Raw genomic sequence first — 16218 nt, 5'->3', positions numbered from 1 at the left:
GGGGGTCGGGGAGGTGGTCCGGTCAGGACCCGGGCGGCGTGACGACGTCGAGCACGTCCGCGTCGCCGAGGTCCGCGAGCGCCAGCACGGCGCCCCCGGCCCGGTAGCGGCGTGGTGCGGGGGTCGACGGCACCGCCGCCCCGTCGGCACGGACCTGGACGCCGGTGGCGGCGGGGTCGACGCGGTACCGCACGCGGCGGCTCCGCCCGCCCACGACGAGGTCGACCTCCAGGCCGTCGTCGGACGGCGCGAGCGACGGGTCGACGACCAGCACGTGCGCGCGCTCCTCGAGGCCGAGCAGCCCGTGCAGCACCTGCCGGATGAAGATGCCCGGGCCGGACGAGTACACGCGCCAGCCGTCGGCGGTCGGGACCTGGCCGGTGCGCAGGCCCTCGAACCCGGCGGCGGCGGTGTACCGGTCGGGGAACGTCGCGTCGGACGACGAGGTGTAGCAGGTGCGCTGGCGGGGCAGGGCGCTGGGCACCCGGTCGCGCATCCCGATCGGGGACAGGCGCAGCAGCTCCTCGCCGACGGCGGCGCGGCCGAGCCCGGCGAGCGCCTCGACCCAGCGCACGTGCGCGTGCACGTACATCAGGCCGACCTCGCGCCCGAAGAACGCGGCCTGCTCGGCGCGCAGGAACGACTCGACCTCCCCGTCGGCGAACCGCGCGGGCCGGTCGACGAGGCGCACGCCGTCGGGGAAGTGCAGGTGCCGGCGGACGAGCTGCTCGTGGCGGGCGGCCTGCTCGTCGTCGAACAGCCCGGCGATGATCGGCCGGGTCATCGCGATCAGCCGGTAGGTGAGCCCGGTGGACCCGTCGCGCGGGTGGATCAGCGGCTGCACCTCCCCGTCGTCGACCGTCGCGAACCCGGCGGCGACCCCGTCGGGGATCAGCAGCCGGCGGACGTCCGCGACCAGCGCGTCGGCCGTCGCGACCAGGCGGGCGGACAGGTCGGCGTCGGCGGTCGCGAGCTCGTCGCCGAGCAGCGTCAGCGCCTGGAACGTCAGGGCGGACGTCCACGTGGAGGTCATCCGCTCGCGCATCTCGGGCCGGGCGGGCTGGAGGGTGTCGTCCCAGTCGCCCTCGCCGTACGCGGGCAGCGCGGTGCCGGGGACCTGGTGGCTGCGCAGGTGCGCGAGCGCCGCCTCGACGTGCTCCCGGACGGTGGCCGGGGCGCCGTCGCGGAACGGCACGACCGCGTCGAGCACCCCGACGTCGCCGGAGGCCCGCAGGTACTGGCCGAGCGCGAACAGCGGCCACACGACGACGTCGCCGTGGGCGTGGTCCTGGAGCACCTCGGCGTAGTCGTCGAACATGAACCACTGCGGGAACGTGCCGTCGACGGCCTGCACGGCGAGCACCCGCAGCAGCACGTCGCGGACGGTGTCGCGCCGCCCCGCGGCGAGGAGCAGCTCCAGCGGACCCTGGCAGACGTCGCGCGTCCCCCACGCGGCACCGGAGTACTGCTCGAGGCCGTGCGGGACCAGGAAGTGCACCCGGGCGTCGTGCGCCCACCAGGGCAGCAGCGTCTCGAGCTCGGCGAACCGGGACCCGGCACCGACGCGCAGGCCGCGGGTCAGCGCGTCGAGGGTGCGGCGGTGCTGCGCGGCGTGCTCGGCGGCGTCCAGGCCGTCGCGCAGCCCGGCGGCGGCGAGCGGCGCGGCCTCGGCGCCGTCGGCGAGGTCGGCGGTCACGGCCAGCGCGAGGTGGCGCCCGGTCGCGCGGACGGTGACCACGGTGGTGCCGCGGTCCTCGGCGTCCGCGAACAGCGCGCCGTCGCCCGCGACCACGGCGGGCCCGGCGGCACCGCGCGCCTGCGCGGCGAGCACGTAGGTGAGAGCGGCGTGGTGCGCGGCGACGTCGGTGCCGGGGTCCGCGCGGAACGCGAGCCCGCCGTCGACGTCCTGCACGTGCCACGCGCCCGCGCCGAGGTCGACGTCCGTCGTGACCAGGAGGTCGACGTCGTGGGACGCGGTGACCTCGGTGAGCAGCAGCGCCCGGTCGGCGGCGGCCGTCGTGCGGACCTGCACCTCCAGGTCGCCGAGCCGGTACAGCCAGCGCGCCTCGCCGACGTCCAGCACGAACGCCGACGGCTGCCCGAGCAGCCCCCACGGGGCGTCGCCGTCGCGGCGGACCAGCACCCGGACCCCGTTCGAGCGGAGCAGGTTGAGGTGGTTGCGGTGCACGCCGGCGAACCGGTCGAACGAGGTGTTGCCGAGCACCGTGTGCGAGCCGACCACCCCGTGCGCGAACACCGTGGTCGACAGCGTGGGCCGGTCGGGCGACAGCGCGTCGCCGCTGAGCAGCACGTGCCCGTGGGGGCGGTCGAGCAGCTGGTCCTTGTCGCCGCGGACCACGTGCCGACCGTCGGTGCCGAAGAACGACAGCAGGCGGCCGCCGGCGTCGTGCTCGGGGAACCGGACCGCGTCGGCCAGCGCCGCCAGGTCGGCCTCGGGCAGCGGGTCCCCGGTGACCAGCGGGGCGGTCGCGAGCAGCGAGCGCTCGTCCCGGCCCGGGGCCGCCGGCACGGACGCCCCGGCCGCGGTCGCCGCCCGCGCGACCAGGCGGTCCGCGAGCGCCGGCAGGTCCGTCAGCGCCGCGGTCATCTCCCCGCGGCGGTCCGGCCAGAACCGCGCGAGGGCGTGCAGCGTCCACGGCTCGGCGAGGTCGGTCGGCCGGGACAGCAGCCCGGCCGTGGCCATCTCGTGCTGGCGCACCCGGTCGGGCCAGGGCCCGCCGGTCGCGAACGCGGGGACGCCGCCGGACCGGACCCGCGGGGTGAGCAGGTCGAACGCGTCCGTGCCCGCCGAGCGCGCGCGCTCGGCCAGCGCCGTCGCCACCAGCGGCAGCGCGGGGGCCGTCGTCATCGTCTGCCGGGACAGCACGACCCGGCCGAACCGGGGGTCGGTCTCCAGCCGGTGCGCGACGTACTGGCTGACGTACGGCTCGGACGACTGCGCGGCGGCCTCCGGGGACAGCGCCAGGTCCTGCAGCACCGCGACGTCGTAGACGGCCCCCGCCGGGACGTCGACCGGCCGCAGGTCGACCCGCCACACCCAGGCGCTCTGCTCCGGGTCGAGCACCAGGTGCACGGTCCACCGCGCCCCCAGCCCCGCACCGTCCCACCGGGCCCAGCCGGCGCCGGTCGCGTGCGCGGCGGTCGACCGCGCGCCGGTCAGCGGCACGGTCGTGGTCCCGGCCGCGGTGGTGCGGCGCAGGTGCAGCCCACCCGTGGCCGCGTCGTGCGGCCCCGGGACGTACTGGTTCACCAGCAGGCCGCCCGCGGCCCGGATCGTCCGCACGTCCCCGGCGGGGGCGGCTCGACCTCCAGGCCGGTCGGGGTGCGCAGCGCGGCGACGCGCTCGGGCAGGCGGCGGGGGCGGGTGGTGGTGCGGGGCATGGCGGAGTCACCTCGGTGGTGCGAGCGGGGTGCGGGCAGGGCGGGGTGCGGGCAGGGCGGGTGCGGCGGGACCGGCTACTTCAGGCCGGCCGTCGCGACGCCCTGGATGAAGTACCGCTGCAGCGCGACGAACAGCAGCAGGATCGGCGTGATGATGAGCACCGCGCCGGCGAGCAGCAGCCCGTAGTCGGTGGCCTGCTGGCCCGTGGAGTACAGCGACAGCGCGACGGGCAGCGTGTACATGTCCTGGCTCTGCGCCGCGACGAGCGGCCACAGGAAGTTGTTCCACGAGCCGAGGAACGTGAGGATGCCGAGCGTCGCGAGCGGCGGCCCGCACAGCGGCATGACGATCCGCGCGAACACCCGCAGCTCGCCGGCGCCGTCGATGCGCGCGGCCTCCATCAGCGGCTCCGGGATGCCCAGCATGAACTGGCGCATCAGGAACACCCCGATGGGCTGGGTGAGGAACGGCAGGATCAGCGCCGGGTAGGTGTTGAGCAGCCCCAGCGACGTGACCTGCACGAACAGCGGCACGAACGTCACGACGCCCGGGACCATCAGCATCACCATGACGAGCGTGAACAGCAGCTTCTTGCCCGGGAACTCCATCTTGGCCAGCGCGTAGCCGACCATCGAGCAGAACACCAGGTTGCCGAGCACCGTCACCACGGCGACGACCACCGAGTTGGTGAAGAACTGCGTGAAGTTCAGGTCCGTGAACCAGCGGGCGAAGTTGTCCCCCGTCGGGTTCTCGGGCCAGATCGTCGGCGGCTTGATGAGGATCTCGCGCTGCGTCTTGACGGAGCCGAGCACCATCCAGACGAACGGCAGCAGCCAGACGGCGACGCCGACGGTCAGCACCGTGTAGGTCAGCGCGCGGCCGGTCGTGAACCGGCGGCGACGGCGCTGGGGGGCCGGCTGCGCGAGCCGGTCGACGGCCGGGTTCGGGGCCGCGGGGGTGGCGAGTGCCATGTGCCTCAGTCCTTCGAACGCAGCAGCCGGAACTGCAGCAGGCTCAGGAGCGCGATGGCCAGGAACAGCACGTAGGACGCCGCGGAGGCGAACCCGTACTTGCCGAAGCCGAACTGCTCGAACGTGTAGAAGGCCGTGGACAGCGTGGAGTCGAGGGGCCCGCCCTGGGTCATGACGAACGCCTCCTCGAAGAACTGGAGGTAGCCGACCGAGATCAGCACGGCGCCGAGCAGCAGGGTCGGGCGCAGCAGCGGCAGCGTGACGCTGACGAACCGGCGCCACGGGCTCGCGCCGTCCATGACGGCGGCCTCCTGCACCTCGGTGGGCACGGCCTGCAGGCCGGCCAGGAAGATGACCATGAGCGTGCCGACGTTGCGCCAGACGGCCATCATCATCAGCGACGGCAGCGCCCAGGTGGTCGAGTTCAGCCAGTTGGGCCCGTCGATGCCGACCCAGCCGAGCGCGGTGTTGAGCAGGCCGTCGGGCTGCAGGATGTACCGCCACACGACGGACACGGCGACGATGCTGGTCACCACGGGGGCGTAGAACCCGACGCGGAACGCCGACCGGAACCGGCTGACGCCCGAGTTGAGCGCGACGGCCAGCGCCAGGGCGATGGCCATCGTGACGGGGATGCCCACGACCACGAACGTGCCGGTGACGGTGAGGGACTTGAGGAACCGCGCGTCCCCGAACAGGTCGAGGTACTGCTGCAGGCCCACGAAGTTCACGGCGAACGGGGTCCGCACGTCGCGCGAGGTGAAGTCGGTGAACGACATCGCGAACGACGACACCAGCGGGACCAGCATGAAGAACCCGAACACCAGGACGAACGGTGCGGCGAACAGCCAGGCGACGTACCCCTGGCGGCGGCGCCGGGCGGCGGCCGGGCCACGCGAGGCCCGGGCCGTGCGGCCGGGGCTGGTGGCCCCGGCCGCACGGGTGGCTGTGGTCGACATGGAGGTCAGCCCATGCCGATCGACGTCGCCTGCTGCTGGAGCTCGGCGAGCGCCTTCGCGGGGTCCTCGCCGCTGACGGTCATCCGCTCGAGCACGGAGTCCGCGGCCGCGTTCACCTGCACCCAGGTCGTGGTGACCGGCGGGGCGACGGTGTCCTCGAGCTGCTCGCCGAAGACGGCCAGCTTGGCGTCGTCGGCCAGCGTCGGGTCGTCCCACGCGGCCTGCTGCGACGGCAGGTCGCCGGTCGCGTCGTACCAGGAGACCTGGGTCTCGGCCTGCGTCAGCCAGTCGACCAGCTTCCACGCGGCGTCCGCGTTGTCCGAGTCCTTGAAGACGACGAGGTTCGAGCCGCCCGCGAAGGACGTCGACGACTCGCCGGCGGGGATCCGCGCGGTGGCGTACAGGTCGCCGAACTCCTCGCCGCCGAGCTGCTCGAGCGCGCCCATCATGAACGGGCCGTCGATCAGCATGGGCGTGGTGCCGGCGACGAACTCGGCCTCCTGGGCGCCGGGCGTCCGGTCGGCCTGGGCGTCGGCGACCCCGTCGGAGAAGAACGACGTGTAGTACTCGTAGGACTCGACCATCTCGGGGGTGTCGAGCGTCCACTCGGTGGCGTCGTCGTTCGTCAGGCTGGCGCCGTTGGACCACGCGGCCCACAGCGAGCCCTGGAACGAGTCGTTGCCGGCGGACTGCAGGCGGATGCCGTAGTCGGTGCCCGCCTTCTCCTGGATGTCCGCGGCCATCTGCTTGAGGTCGGCCTGCGTGGCCGGCGGCTCGGTCCAGCCGGCCTGCTCGGCGAGGTCGGTGCGGTAGTAGAGCACGCGGGTGTCCACGTACCAGGGCACGCCGACCGCGGTGCCGTCGAGCTCGGTGGTCGCGAGCGGGCCCTCGAAGAAGTCGCTGGTGTCGATGCCGTCGGGCACCGGCGCGAACGCGTCGCCGAACTCGGCCATCCAGGTGGAGCCCATCATCGCGAGGTCCGGCGTGGTGCCGGCGGCGATGGCGGTCTGGAACTTGTCGCGGGCCGCGTCCCAGGGGATCGGGACGACGTCGATGTTCACGTCGGGGTTGGCCGCGACGAACTCGTCGACGAAGTCGGGCAGGGCCTCGCCCTCGGCACCCATGGCCCACACGGTCAGGTCGCCGGTGGCCTCCCCCGCGGACAGGGTGGACGCGTCGGTGCTCCCCGACGAGCCGGTGTCGTCGGAGCGGCCGCAGGCGGTGAGTGCGGTCAGGGCGAGCGCGGTCACCAGGGCGACGCGCGCAGCGGGACGGATCATGGTTCGTTCCTCCTCGAACGGACGAGCAGCGGCGGCTGACCGGCGCCACGGAGCGCCGCGCAGTCTTTCTATGCGCTTAGATCGTGTGTGATGTTAAGCGCATAGACGCCCGTGCGCAACCGCTGGCGCCGGCGACGCGCCGCCGCGCTCGACCCCCTACGATCGAACGCGCCCGCACCGGAGGTGAGCAGTGCCCCGTCGTCCCACCGTCTACGACGTCGCCGAGCGCGCCGGCGTGTCCATCGCGACGGTGTCGTTCACGTTCCGCCAGCCCGAGCGGGTGCGCGAGGCGACCCGCGCCGCCGTGCTCGTCGCCGCCCGCGACCTCGGCTACGTCCCCAGCGCCAGCGCCCGCGGGCTCGCCCACGGGCGCACCGGCGCGCTCGGCCTCTACTCGTTCGACCTGCTGCTCGCCGCACCCCAGCGCGGGTCCGACGCGGCGACCGCCCCCGCCGACCCGGCAGCCCCCGCGGACCCGGCCGACGACGACGTCGACCCCCGCGCCTTCCCGCTCTACGTGGACGAGGTGCAGCGCGGGTTCGAGATCGAGTGCTGGCAGCGCGGCCAGGCCCTGCTGCTCAGCAGCGGCACCGGCTCGGGCGCCTCCGTCACCGACGTCGCCGGCCGGGTCGACGGCCTCGCGCTGTTCCCCGGGCCCACCCACGTCGAGACCCTCGAGCAGGTCGCCCGCCGGATCCCCGTGGTCGCGTTCAGCATGCCGCCGGTGGCCGACGGGCTGCACCACGTCACGGTCGACAACCGCGCAGGCATGCGCGAGCTCGTCGAGCACCTCGCCCGCGACCACGACGTCCGGGACCTCGGGTTCGTCGGTCGGCTCACCACCCCCGACTACGCCGAGCGGTTCGCCGGGTTCCAGGACGCCCTCGGCGCGCTGGGGCTGCCCGTCCCCGCCGACCCCCTCGACCCGACCGACCTCGCCGAGCCGGGCCGGTTCTCCGTGCTCGCGGACCTGGTCGCCGCCGACCGGCTCCCCCGCGCCCTGGTCTGCGCCAGCGACCAGCTCGCCCTCGCGGTCCTCGACCTGCTGACCGCCCGCGGGGTCCCCGTGCCCGAGCGCGTCGCGGTCACCGGGTTCGACGGCATCCTCGCCGGCCGCCTCGCGACCCCGACGCTCACCACCGTCCGGCAGCCGATGGCCGCGATGGGCCGCCTCGCGGTCCAGGTCCTCGTCCGCCACGCCGGCGCCCCGGCGAGCCCCCCCGAGTCCCACCGCCTCGACGTCCGCGTCGTCCGCCGCGCCAGCTGCGGCTGCCCGCCCACCCCCTGATCTCGCCGGTCGAGGTCGAGGGTTTCACGCGAGGTCGAGGGTTTCACGGGCCGGATCCGTCACGAACCCTCGACCTCGCGGGGCGTGCGCGGACGGTCAGACGCCCAGGAGGCGGCGGAGCTGGCGGACCGCGGCGCGGCCGGCGCGGTTGGCGCCGACGGTGCTCGCGCTCGGGCCGTAGCCGACCAGCTGCACGCGGGGGTCGGCGACCACGCGGGTGCCGTCCATGACGATCCCGCCGCCCGCGTCCCGCAGCCCGAGCGGGCGCAGGTGGTCCAGCGCGGCACGGAACCCGGTCGCCCAGAGCACCGCGTCCGCCACCTCGTGCTCCGGGCCGGTGACCCAGCCGTCCGCGAGCGGACCCCCGGCGGCCGCGGCCGACCACCGCGCGCCGTCCGCGACCAGCCGCTCGAACGCCGGCCGCGCCCGCAGCACGCCCGCCTCGATGCCCGCCCGGTACGCCTCCGTCATCGGCAGCCCGGTCGCCGCGACGATGCTCTGCGGCGGCAGCCCCGCGCGGGTCCGCTCGTCGACCCGCGCGACGGCGTCCCGGCCGAGCTCGGGCGTGAACGTCGCGTCGCGCCAGTCCGGCGGGCGGCGGGTGACCCAGGTGGTCGACGCCGCCGCGTCCTGGATCGCGAGCAGGTGCTGCACCGCCGAGATGCCGCCGCCGACGACCAGCACGTGCCGGCCCGCGAGCTGCTCCGGCCCCCGGTAGTCGTGCGTGTGCAGCTGGAGTCCCGCGAACTCCCGGACCCCCGGGTACGACGGCCAGAACGGCTTCGTCCACGTGCCCGTGGCGTTGACCAGCGCGCGGGTGTGCCAGGTGCGGGCCACCCGGGTGGGCTCGGCGCGGGCGGGCTCGGCGCGGGCGGGCTCGACCCGGGTGGGCACGGCCGCCGGTGCGGGCCGGTCCGCGCCGGCCCCGCCGCCGAGCCGGTCGTCGGGCGTCGCGGGCGGCACCGCGGCCAGCCCGGGGTCGCGGGGCCGTCGGGGCGTCGGCAGGACGGCCTCCTCGACCGCGTCCACGGCGAGCAGGTGCTCGGGGCCGCCGAGGTCCCGGACCCGCCGCACCTGCACCGACCGCCGGACCGGCAACCCGAGGTCGCGCTCGTACTCGCCGAAGTAGCGGGTCAGCGCGCGGGAGGCGGGCTCGTCGGCGTCGAAGGACGGCAGCGGCCGCCCGGGCAGCTCGAACACGCCGTTCACGGTGCGCATCGTGAGCCCGGGCCAGCGCTCGCGCCAGGCACCGCCCGGTCCGGGGGCGGCGTCGAGCACGACGTAGGTGGGTGCGCCGGAGCCGGGGGCGTCGGCCGGCACGAACCCGGCCCGTGCCAGGTGGGCGGCGACCGCGAGGCCCGCCTGCCCGGCTCCGACGACCACGACGTCCGCGCGGGCGGGGGTCGAGGTCATCTCCAGCACTCTAGGACCAACGCTGCCCGGCCTGCCCGCGTTCCCCGCCGCGCGGGGCGGTGGAGCTCCCCGCCGCGCGGGGCGGTGCGCAGTGGTGTGATGGACCGGTGACCGACCCCCGCCCGACCCCGCCCGCCGTCGACGTCCGCACCGGCCCCCTGCCCCCCGACGTCGCCGCCGCGGTGCGCGACCTCGCCGCCGACGCGGCCCGCGCGGACGGGGTGCCGCCGCTGTCGGAGCAGCCCCTGCTGTGGCTGGCGGGCGGCGCGGAGGGCGTCGTGCACCTGCTCGCCGGGCCGACGACGGCGCCGGTCGGGTACGCCCAGGTCGACCTGCGCGACCCGGCGCTGGCGACCGCCGAGGTCGTCGCCGCACCCGGAGCCCGCCGCCGCGGCACCGGCACGGCGCTGCTCGACGCGGCCCTCGACGCAGCCCGCGCGCGCGGCGCCGACGGCGTCTCGGTCTGGGCGCACGGCGCGCTCCCGCCCGCCCGCGCGCTGGCGGCATCGCGCGGCCTCCCGCAGGTCCGCGAGCTCTGGCAGATGGCCCTCGACCCGCTGGTCGTCCCGCCCGTCCCGGACCTGCCCCCGGGGGTGACCATCCGGGCGTTCGAGCCCGGGCGCGACGAGGACGCGTGGGTCGCCGTGAACGCGCGCGCGTTCGCCGCCCACCCCGAGCAGGGCCGGCTGACCCGCGCGGACCTGGCCGACCGGGAGGCCGAGCCGTGGTTCGACCCCGCGGGGCTGCTGCTGGCCGAGGAGGACGGCCGGCTGCTCGGCTTCGGCTGGACCAAGGTGCCGGACGCCACCGAGGGCGAGGTCTACGCCCTGGGCGTCGACCCCGACGCCCAGGGCCGCCGGCTCGGCCCCGCCCTCACCGCGCGGATGCTCGCGCACCTCGCCGACCGCGGGGTGCCGCGGGTCGTGCTCTACACCGAGGGCGACAACGCCACGGCGATCCGGGTCTACCGGGCGGTGGGGTTCGAGCGGTCGGCGGTCGACGCGGTGTTCCGGCTGTCCTGACGTCCGCTCCTGGCGGCGTGGACCCACGACGACGAGGCGTTCACTGGGAGTGGACGTCCATTTTCGATGTACGCTCGCGCGATGGAGGACCACGAGGCCGAGGAGACGCTCGACGCGATCGCCCGAGCGCTGCAGTCCCACGGGATCCACCTCGAGGCCGACGGCACGACCGCCACCTTCGAGCTCGACGGCCACCGGCTGACGCGGGACGTCGCCTGGTTGCCCCCGTCCGGGGCTGCGCACGCGCTCCGGCACCGCCGCCCGGGGCCGCGCGAGTGCGTCTACCTCGCGGCCCGGGTCACGCCTGCCGTCGCGCGGCTGATCCGGGACACCGGGGGCTGGTACGCGGACACCTCGGGCAACGTGTACCTGCGCGGTCCCGGCGTGCTCGTCGACGTGAGCGCGCGCGCACTCGCCCCCCTGGCCGGCACCACCCCACCAGCGGCCACCTCGCGCAACCTGATGAGCGCAGGACGCGCGCAGGCGATCTTCGCCGTACTCACCTGGCCGACGCTCCTGACGCGCTCGCTGCGGGAGATCGGCCAGGCGGCAGGGGTCTCGACCGCCGCCGCGCACCAGACGATGCAGCTGCTCGAGGAGGAGCGCTACCTGACGAGCTCGCGACGGCTGGTGCGACGCGACGAGCTCATCGACCTGTGGGCGGCTTCCTACCCGCTCGGCCTGGGGCGCGCGACCGAGCGGGCCCGGTACGCCGGCGAGCCGGCACCAGACGCCTGGCCCGCGCTCGGTCACCGGGTCTACGTCAGCGGCGAGCGTGGAGCACACGGGATCTCGGGGCCGGACCTCGTGCTGTACGCGGCCGACCTCGATCCCCGCGCCGCGATCATGTCGCGCTGGCGTCGCCCCGGACCGGACGAGCCCGCGAACATCATCGTCCGCCACGCCTTCTGGACCGAGCCGGGGAGGTGGGACGAGGAGCCCGGGGTCGAGACCGCACCACCCCTGCTGGTCTACGCGGACCTGCTCGCCTCGAACGACCCGCGCCAGCGTGAGGTGGCCGGGACGATGCGAGGTGAGTTGTGACCGAGCGGACCGACGTGCTCGCGGCGCTCGACCTCACGGTCGGTCCCGTCGCCGAGGCGCTGCACGCGATCAGCCCGGGCCTCCCCGACGTGATGGTCGTGGGGGCGGTCTGCCGAGACTTCCTCCACGGGTCGGCCGGTCACGACCCCTCCCACCTGCGCAGCACCGACGACCTCGACATCGCCGTCGCGGTCAGCGGGTGGCAGCACTACGACGCCATCACCGGGTCGCTCGAGCGGGTCAAGGGCCGCAGCTCGAGGATCCGCTACCGGATCGCCGGGATCACCGTCGACGTCGTCCCGTTCGGGGAGCCGGTCGAGTCGCCGGACGGCACGGTCGCCGCGCGGCAACCCGGGGACGAGCCGATGAGCGTGTTCGGGTTCCAGGATGTCTGGGCCCGCGCAGGTCAGGTGCGGCTCGAGAGCGGCCGGACCGTACGGCTGCCCAGCATCGCCGGCTACACCACCCTCAAGCTCAAGGCGTGGGCAGATCGCTCCGCCGACGGGCAGTACAAGGACGCCACCGATCTCGCGACCGCCCTCTTCTGGTACCAGCAGGACGGTGATCGCCTCGACACCCTCTACGACTCGCCCGCCGGGCACGACCTCCTCATCGCGAGCGAGATGGACGTCCAGGAGGCGGCGGTGCGACTCCTGGTCACCGAGGCGCGCGCCATGCTCGTGCCCGACCGCCAGGACGAGCTCACCTCGGCCTGGGCGACCGTCGATGACGACCTGCTGACCGACAACCTCGTCCACCCCGGTCTGCCCGGGTGGCCCCGCCGGGGCGACGAGCGCCTCGCCCGGTACTGCCGCGCGATCAGAGCCACGCTGCTCTCGTGACCCCCTGGGCACGAGCGACCCGCCGCTCCGCACCTGCGGGTCGCCGTTCGGTCACCCGTCGGACACGTCCTGGTGACACCATGTCCCGATGAGCGACGCCACTCCCTCCGACGGCGCGGCCACGGGCCGCACCCGGCGTGCCGCGGGCGCGGCGCCGGCCGCCTCCCGCACCGCCACGGGCACCGCCGCCCGGCGCACCACCCAGGCCGCCCCCGCGACGTCCGCGACGTCCACCCGCGCGCGGCCGCTCGCGCCCGAGCTGGCCGCGCACATCGCCGAGCACATCGCGCCGGTGGCCCCGGTCGGCGACCCGGAGGTCGACGGCGCGGTCACCGAGCTCGAGCCGCTGCCCGCCGACCGGTTCCTCGACCGCGAGGTCAGCTGGCTGGCGTTCAACGAGCGCGTGCTGCAGCTCGCCGAGGACCCGACGCAGCCGCTGCTGGAGCGGGTGCGCTACCTGGCGATCTTCGCGTCCAACCTCGACGAGTTCTTCATGGTCCGGGTCGCGGGCCTGAAGCGCCGCATCGCCACGGGTCTGGCGGTGACCGCCGCGTCCGGGCTGAGCCCGCGCCAGGTGCTCGAGACGATCAGCGCCCGCGCGCACGACCTCGCCGCCCGGCACGCCCGGGTGTTCGCCGAGGCGCTGCAGCCCGAGCTCGCGACCCAGGGCATCACGCTCGTGCGCTGGGAGGAGCTCGGCGAGGCCGAGCAGGATCGGCTGCGCAAGTACTTCCGCAAGCAGATCTTCCCGGTGCTGACGCCGCTGGCCGTCGACCCGGCGCACCCGTTCCCGTACATCTCGGGCCTGTCGCTCAACCTGGCCGTCGTCGTGGTGAACCCGGCGACCGGCAAGGAGCACTTCGCCCGCGTGAAGGTGCCCCCGCTGCTGCCCCGGTACATCGCCGTCGACGCGCGGGGCCGCCCGAGCGCCGCGACCGCGCAGGCCCCGACGGACCGCGGGCCGATGTCGTTCGTGCCCGTCGAGGACGTCATCTCCCAGCACCTCGACCAGCTGTTCCCCGGCATGGAGGTGCGCGAGCACCACACGTTCCGGGTGACCCGCAACGAGGACGTGGAGGTCGAGGAGGACGACGCCGAGAACCTGCTCCAGGCGATGGAGAAGGAGCTGCTGCGCCGCCGGTTCGGCCCGCCGGTGCGCCTGGAGATCGCCGACTCGATCACGCCGCGGATCCGCCAGCTGCTGGTGCGCGAGCTCGACGTGGTCGAGGACGAGGTCTACGAGCTGCCCGCGCCCCTGGACCACACGGGCCTGAACGTCATCGCCGACCTGGACCGCGCGGACCTGCAGTACCCGCGGTTCGTGCCGACGACCCACCGGTTCCTCGCGGAGGTGGAGAAGCTCGACGCCGACGGACGTGTTCGCGGCGATCCGCCGGCGCGACATCCTGCTGCACCACCCGTACGACTCGTTCTCGACGTCGGTGCAGACCTTCCTGGAGCAGGCCGCCGCCGACCCGAAGGTCCTGGCGATCAAGCAGACGCTCTACCGGACGTCCGGCGACTCCCCGATCGTCGACGCGCTGATCGAGGCCGCCGACGCGGGCAAGCAGGTCCTGGCCCTGGTCGAGATCAAGGCGCGGTTCGACGAGCAGGCCAACATCGAGTGGGCCCGCAAGCTCGAGCAGGCGGGCGTGCACGTCGTCTACGGCATCGTCGGGCTGAAGACCCACGCGAAGCTGTCCCTGGTCGTGCGACAGGAGTCCGACGGGCTGCGTCGGTACTGCCACGTCGGCACGGGCAACTACAACCCGAAGACGGCGCGCATCTACACCGACCTCGGGCTGCTCACCGCGGACCCCGACGTCGGCCAGGACCTGACCCGGCTGTTCAACCAGCTGTCCGGGTACGCCCCGAAGTCCCGGTTCCACCGCCTGCTGGTCGCACCGCGCTCGGTGCGCGCGGGCCTGATCGAGCGGATCGATCGGGAAGCGCAGGCCGCTCGCGAGGGCCGCCCCGCCTGGGTGAAGATCAAGGTCAACTCGATGGTCGACGAGGCCATCATCGACGCGCTGTACCGGGCGTCGCAGGCGGGCGCCGACGTGGACCTGTGCGTGCGCGGCATCTGCGCGCTGCGCCCCGGGGTCCCCGGCCTGTCCGAGACGATCCGGGTGCGGTCGATCCTCGGCCGGTTCCTGGAGCACGCGCGGATCTACGCGTTCGCGGCCGACGCGGGGGTCCCCCGCGAGGTCGCCGACGTGGGCCGGGACGACGAGGCCGACCGGCAGCCCGGCCCCGAGGTCTACATCGGCTCCGCCGACCTGATGCACCGCAACCTCGACCGCCGCGTCGAGGCGCTGGTGCGGCTGGCCGACCCCGACCAGGTCGCCGAGCTGGTCGACCTGCTGGACGAGTCGATGTCCGACGAGACGTCCTCCTGGCACCTCGGGCAGGACGGCGCGTGGACGCGGCACGCCCAGGGCGACCAGGGCCCGCTGCGCGACCTGCAGTCGGTGCTGATCTACCGCCAGCGCCGGCGGCTGGGCGCGAGCCGGTGAGGGCCGGACCCGTCGTCGTCGAGGCCGCGGGCGCGCTGGTCTGGCGGGTCCGCCAGGGCCGGCTCCAGGTCGTGCTCGTGCACCGGCCGCGGTACAAGGACTGGTCGTGGCCGAAGGGCAAGCTCGAGCCGGGCGAGCACGCGGTGACCGCCGCGGTGCGCGAGGTCGAGGAGGAGGCCGGCCTGGAGATCGTGCTCGGCCGTCCGCTGCCCGGCCTCGAGTACGCCCTCGCGGACGGCCGGCAGAAGCGGGTGCACTACTGGGCGGCGCAGGTCGCGGGCCGCCCCGACCGACCGGCCGTGCACGCGCGCCCGCCGGCCGAGCACGCGTCGAAGGACGAGATCGACCTGGTGCGCTGGATGGACGCCGACGAGGCGCACCGCCGGCTGACCCGGGCCGAGGACCGCGAGCCCCTGGCCGCGCTCGTGGAGGCGCACGGCAGGGGCCGGCTCGACACCCGCGCGCTGCTGGTCGTCCGGCACGGCCGCGCGCGCCGCCGCGCCGCCTGGGACCAGGGCGAGGGCACCCGCCCGCTCACCGAGACCGGCCGGCACCAGGCCACGGCGCTGGTGCCGGTGCTGTCCGCGTACGGCGTCGCGCAGGTGGTCACCAGCCCGTGGACCCGCTGCCACGACACCGTGGCGCCGTACACGCAGGCGGCGGGGCTGACGGCGATCGACGACGACCCCCTCACCGAGGCGAGCCACCAGGACGCCCCCGCGACCACCGCGGGCACCGTCGCCGACGTGCTGCGCACCGGCACCGACCTCGCGCTGTGCACGCACCGCCCCGTGCTGCCGACGGTGCTGGGCGTCATCGCGGAGCACACCCGCGGCCGGGTGCGACCGCTGCTGCCGGAGTCCGACCCGTTCCTCAAGCCGGGTCAGGTGCTGGTCTGCCACGTCACGGGCGCACCCGGCGACCCGTGCGTCGAGGCGGTCGAGGTGCACACCCCGCTGGGCTGACCGCCGCCGGGGTCAGCCCGCGCCGCCGGCGAACGACTCGTCCACCGGGCCGTCGACCGACATCGCGATGCACTGCACGGACCGGTCGCCCGCGGCCCAGGACTCCTCGGTCGGCCGCAGGTACGTCACCTCGAGCGTCGTCTCGCCGTACGGCGACCCGGTGAAGTCCTCGAACTTCGCCGCGCAGAACCGCTGCGCCTGCGCCTCCAGGCCGTCGAGGTCGGCGCCGGCCGCGTTCTGCTCCGCGTAGATCTCGGCGTCGTGCGGCTCGTCGCAGCGCGCGGTCACGAGCGACGCCGGGTCGGCCGCCGCGGACAGCAGGCCGCCCATGTCGAGGCAGTCGCCGATCCGCAGGTCCGGGCCCGCGGACGCCGCCGCGGCCGACGCGGCACCGGGGGCCGACGGCGTCGACGGCTCGCCCGCCCCGGACGCGGTGCACCCGCCGAGCAGGAGCAGCGCGGCGGCCACGGGGACGACGACGCGGCGGGCGGCGGGGTTCACGGTCACGGGGTCCG

Annotated in this window: 12 protein-coding genes and 1 pseudogene; 6 read left to right on the top strand and 7 right to left on the bottom strand. The window is 75.3% G+C overall.

Annotated elements, in window-relative coordinates:
- Positions 1-22: 22 nt before the first annotated feature.
- The 5 genes from AC1VL8_RS06160 to AC1VL8_RS06140 all read right to left on the bottom strand — a co-directional run bounded on the left by AC1VL8_RS06160 (position 23) and on the right by AC1VL8_RS06140 (position 6613).
- Positions 23-3304, bottom strand: coding sequence for a GH36-type glycosyl hydrolase domain-containing protein (locus AC1VL8_RS06160; RefSeq protein ID WP_483074555.1), 3282 nt, complete (start codon positions 3302-3304; stop codon positions 23-25).
- Positions 3268-3402, bottom strand: a complete 135-nt coding sequence (locus tag AC1VL8_RS06155; RefSeq protein WP_483074554.1) for a hypothetical protein — start codon at positions 3400-3402, stop codon at positions 3268-3270. Before AC1VL8_RS06155 ends, AC1VL8_RS06160 begins: the two co-directional genes overlap by 37 nt.
- A 75-nt stretch (positions 3403-3477) precedes the next feature.
- Positions 3478-4374 carry a carbohydrate ABC transporter permease gene (locus AC1VL8_RS06150; RefSeq protein WP_389233528.1) on the bottom strand — a complete coding sequence of 299 codons (897 nt, stop codon included), beginning with the start codon at positions 4372-4374 and terminating at the stop codon, positions 3478-3480.
- Positions 4375-4379: 5 nt separating this feature from the next.
- Positions 4380-5333, bottom strand: a complete 954-nt coding sequence (locus AC1VL8_RS06145; RefSeq protein ID WP_483074553.1) for a carbohydrate ABC transporter permease — start codon at positions 5331-5333, stop codon at positions 4380-4382.
- A gap of 5 nt (positions 5334-5338) precedes the next feature.
- Positions 5339-6613, bottom strand: a complete 1275-nt coding sequence (locus tag AC1VL8_RS06140) for an extracellular solute-binding protein (RefSeq protein ID WP_483074552.1) — start codon at positions 6611-6613, stop codon at positions 5339-5341.
- A gap of 190 nt (positions 6614-6803) precedes the next feature.
- Between AC1VL8_RS06140 and AC1VL8_RS06135 the strand changes: the two genes are divergently transcribed.
- On the top strand, positions 6804-7901 hold the full coding sequence (locus AC1VL8_RS06135; protein WP_483074551.1) for a LacI family DNA-binding transcriptional regulator: 1098 nt from the start codon (positions 6804-6806) through the stop codon (positions 7899-7901).
- 96 nt (positions 7902-7997) lie between these two features.
- On the opposite strand, the gene AC1VL8_RS06130 is transcribed toward AC1VL8_RS06135, so the two are convergent.
- A complete protein-coding gene (locus tag AC1VL8_RS06130; protein ID WP_483074550.1) occupies positions 7998-9314 on the bottom strand; it encodes an NAD(P)-binding domain-containing protein in 1317 nt (438 codons plus the stop codon).
- Positions 9315-9421: 107 nt separating this feature from the next.
- Between AC1VL8_RS06130 and mshD the strand changes: the two genes are divergently transcribed.
- From mshD to AC1VL8_RS06105, 5 genes and pseudogenes are all read left to right on the top strand, one after another.
- On the top strand, positions 9422-10336 hold the full coding sequence (gene mshD / locus AC1VL8_RS06125; protein WP_483074549.1) for a mycothiol synthase: 915 nt from the start codon (positions 9422-9424) through the stop codon (positions 10334-10336).
- An 81-nt stretch (positions 10337-10417) separates the two neighbouring features.
- Complete coding sequence (locus AC1VL8_RS06120) at positions 10418-11380, top strand: type IV toxin-antitoxin system AbiEi family antitoxin (RefSeq protein ID WP_483074548.1); 963 nt, start codon at positions 10418-10420, stop codon at positions 11378-11380.
- A complete protein-coding gene (locus tag AC1VL8_RS06115) occupies positions 11377-12222 on the top strand; it encodes a hypothetical protein (RefSeq protein ID WP_483074547.1) in 846 nt (281 codons plus the stop codon). Before AC1VL8_RS06120 ends, AC1VL8_RS06115 begins: the two co-directional genes overlap by 4 nt.
- A gap of 88 nt (positions 12223-12310) precedes the next feature.
- Positions 12311-14738, top strand: a pseudogene (locus AC1VL8_RS06110) (RNA degradosome polyphosphate kinase).
- Positions 14735-15703, top strand: coding sequence for an NUDIX hydrolase (locus tag AC1VL8_RS06105; protein WP_483074546.1), 969 nt, complete (start codon positions 14735-14737; stop codon positions 15701-15703). The pseudogene AC1VL8_RS06110 and the gene AC1VL8_RS06105 overlap by 4 nt, the downstream one beginning before the upstream one ends.
- Before the next feature lie 12 nt (positions 15704-15715).
- On the opposite strand, the gene AC1VL8_RS06100 is transcribed toward AC1VL8_RS06105, so the two are convergent.
- The gene (locus AC1VL8_RS06100; protein ID WP_483074545.1) at positions 15716-16210 is read right to left on the bottom strand and encodes a septum formation family protein; all 495 of its coding nucleotides are present in this window, start codon (positions 16208-16210) and stop codon (positions 15716-15718) included.
- Between the last annotated feature and the right edge of the window lie 8 nt (positions 16211-16218).

The organism is Cellulomonas sp. KU4C (assembly GCF_056868065.1).
This window is presented reverse-complemented; position numbering and strand designations above follow the sequence as displayed.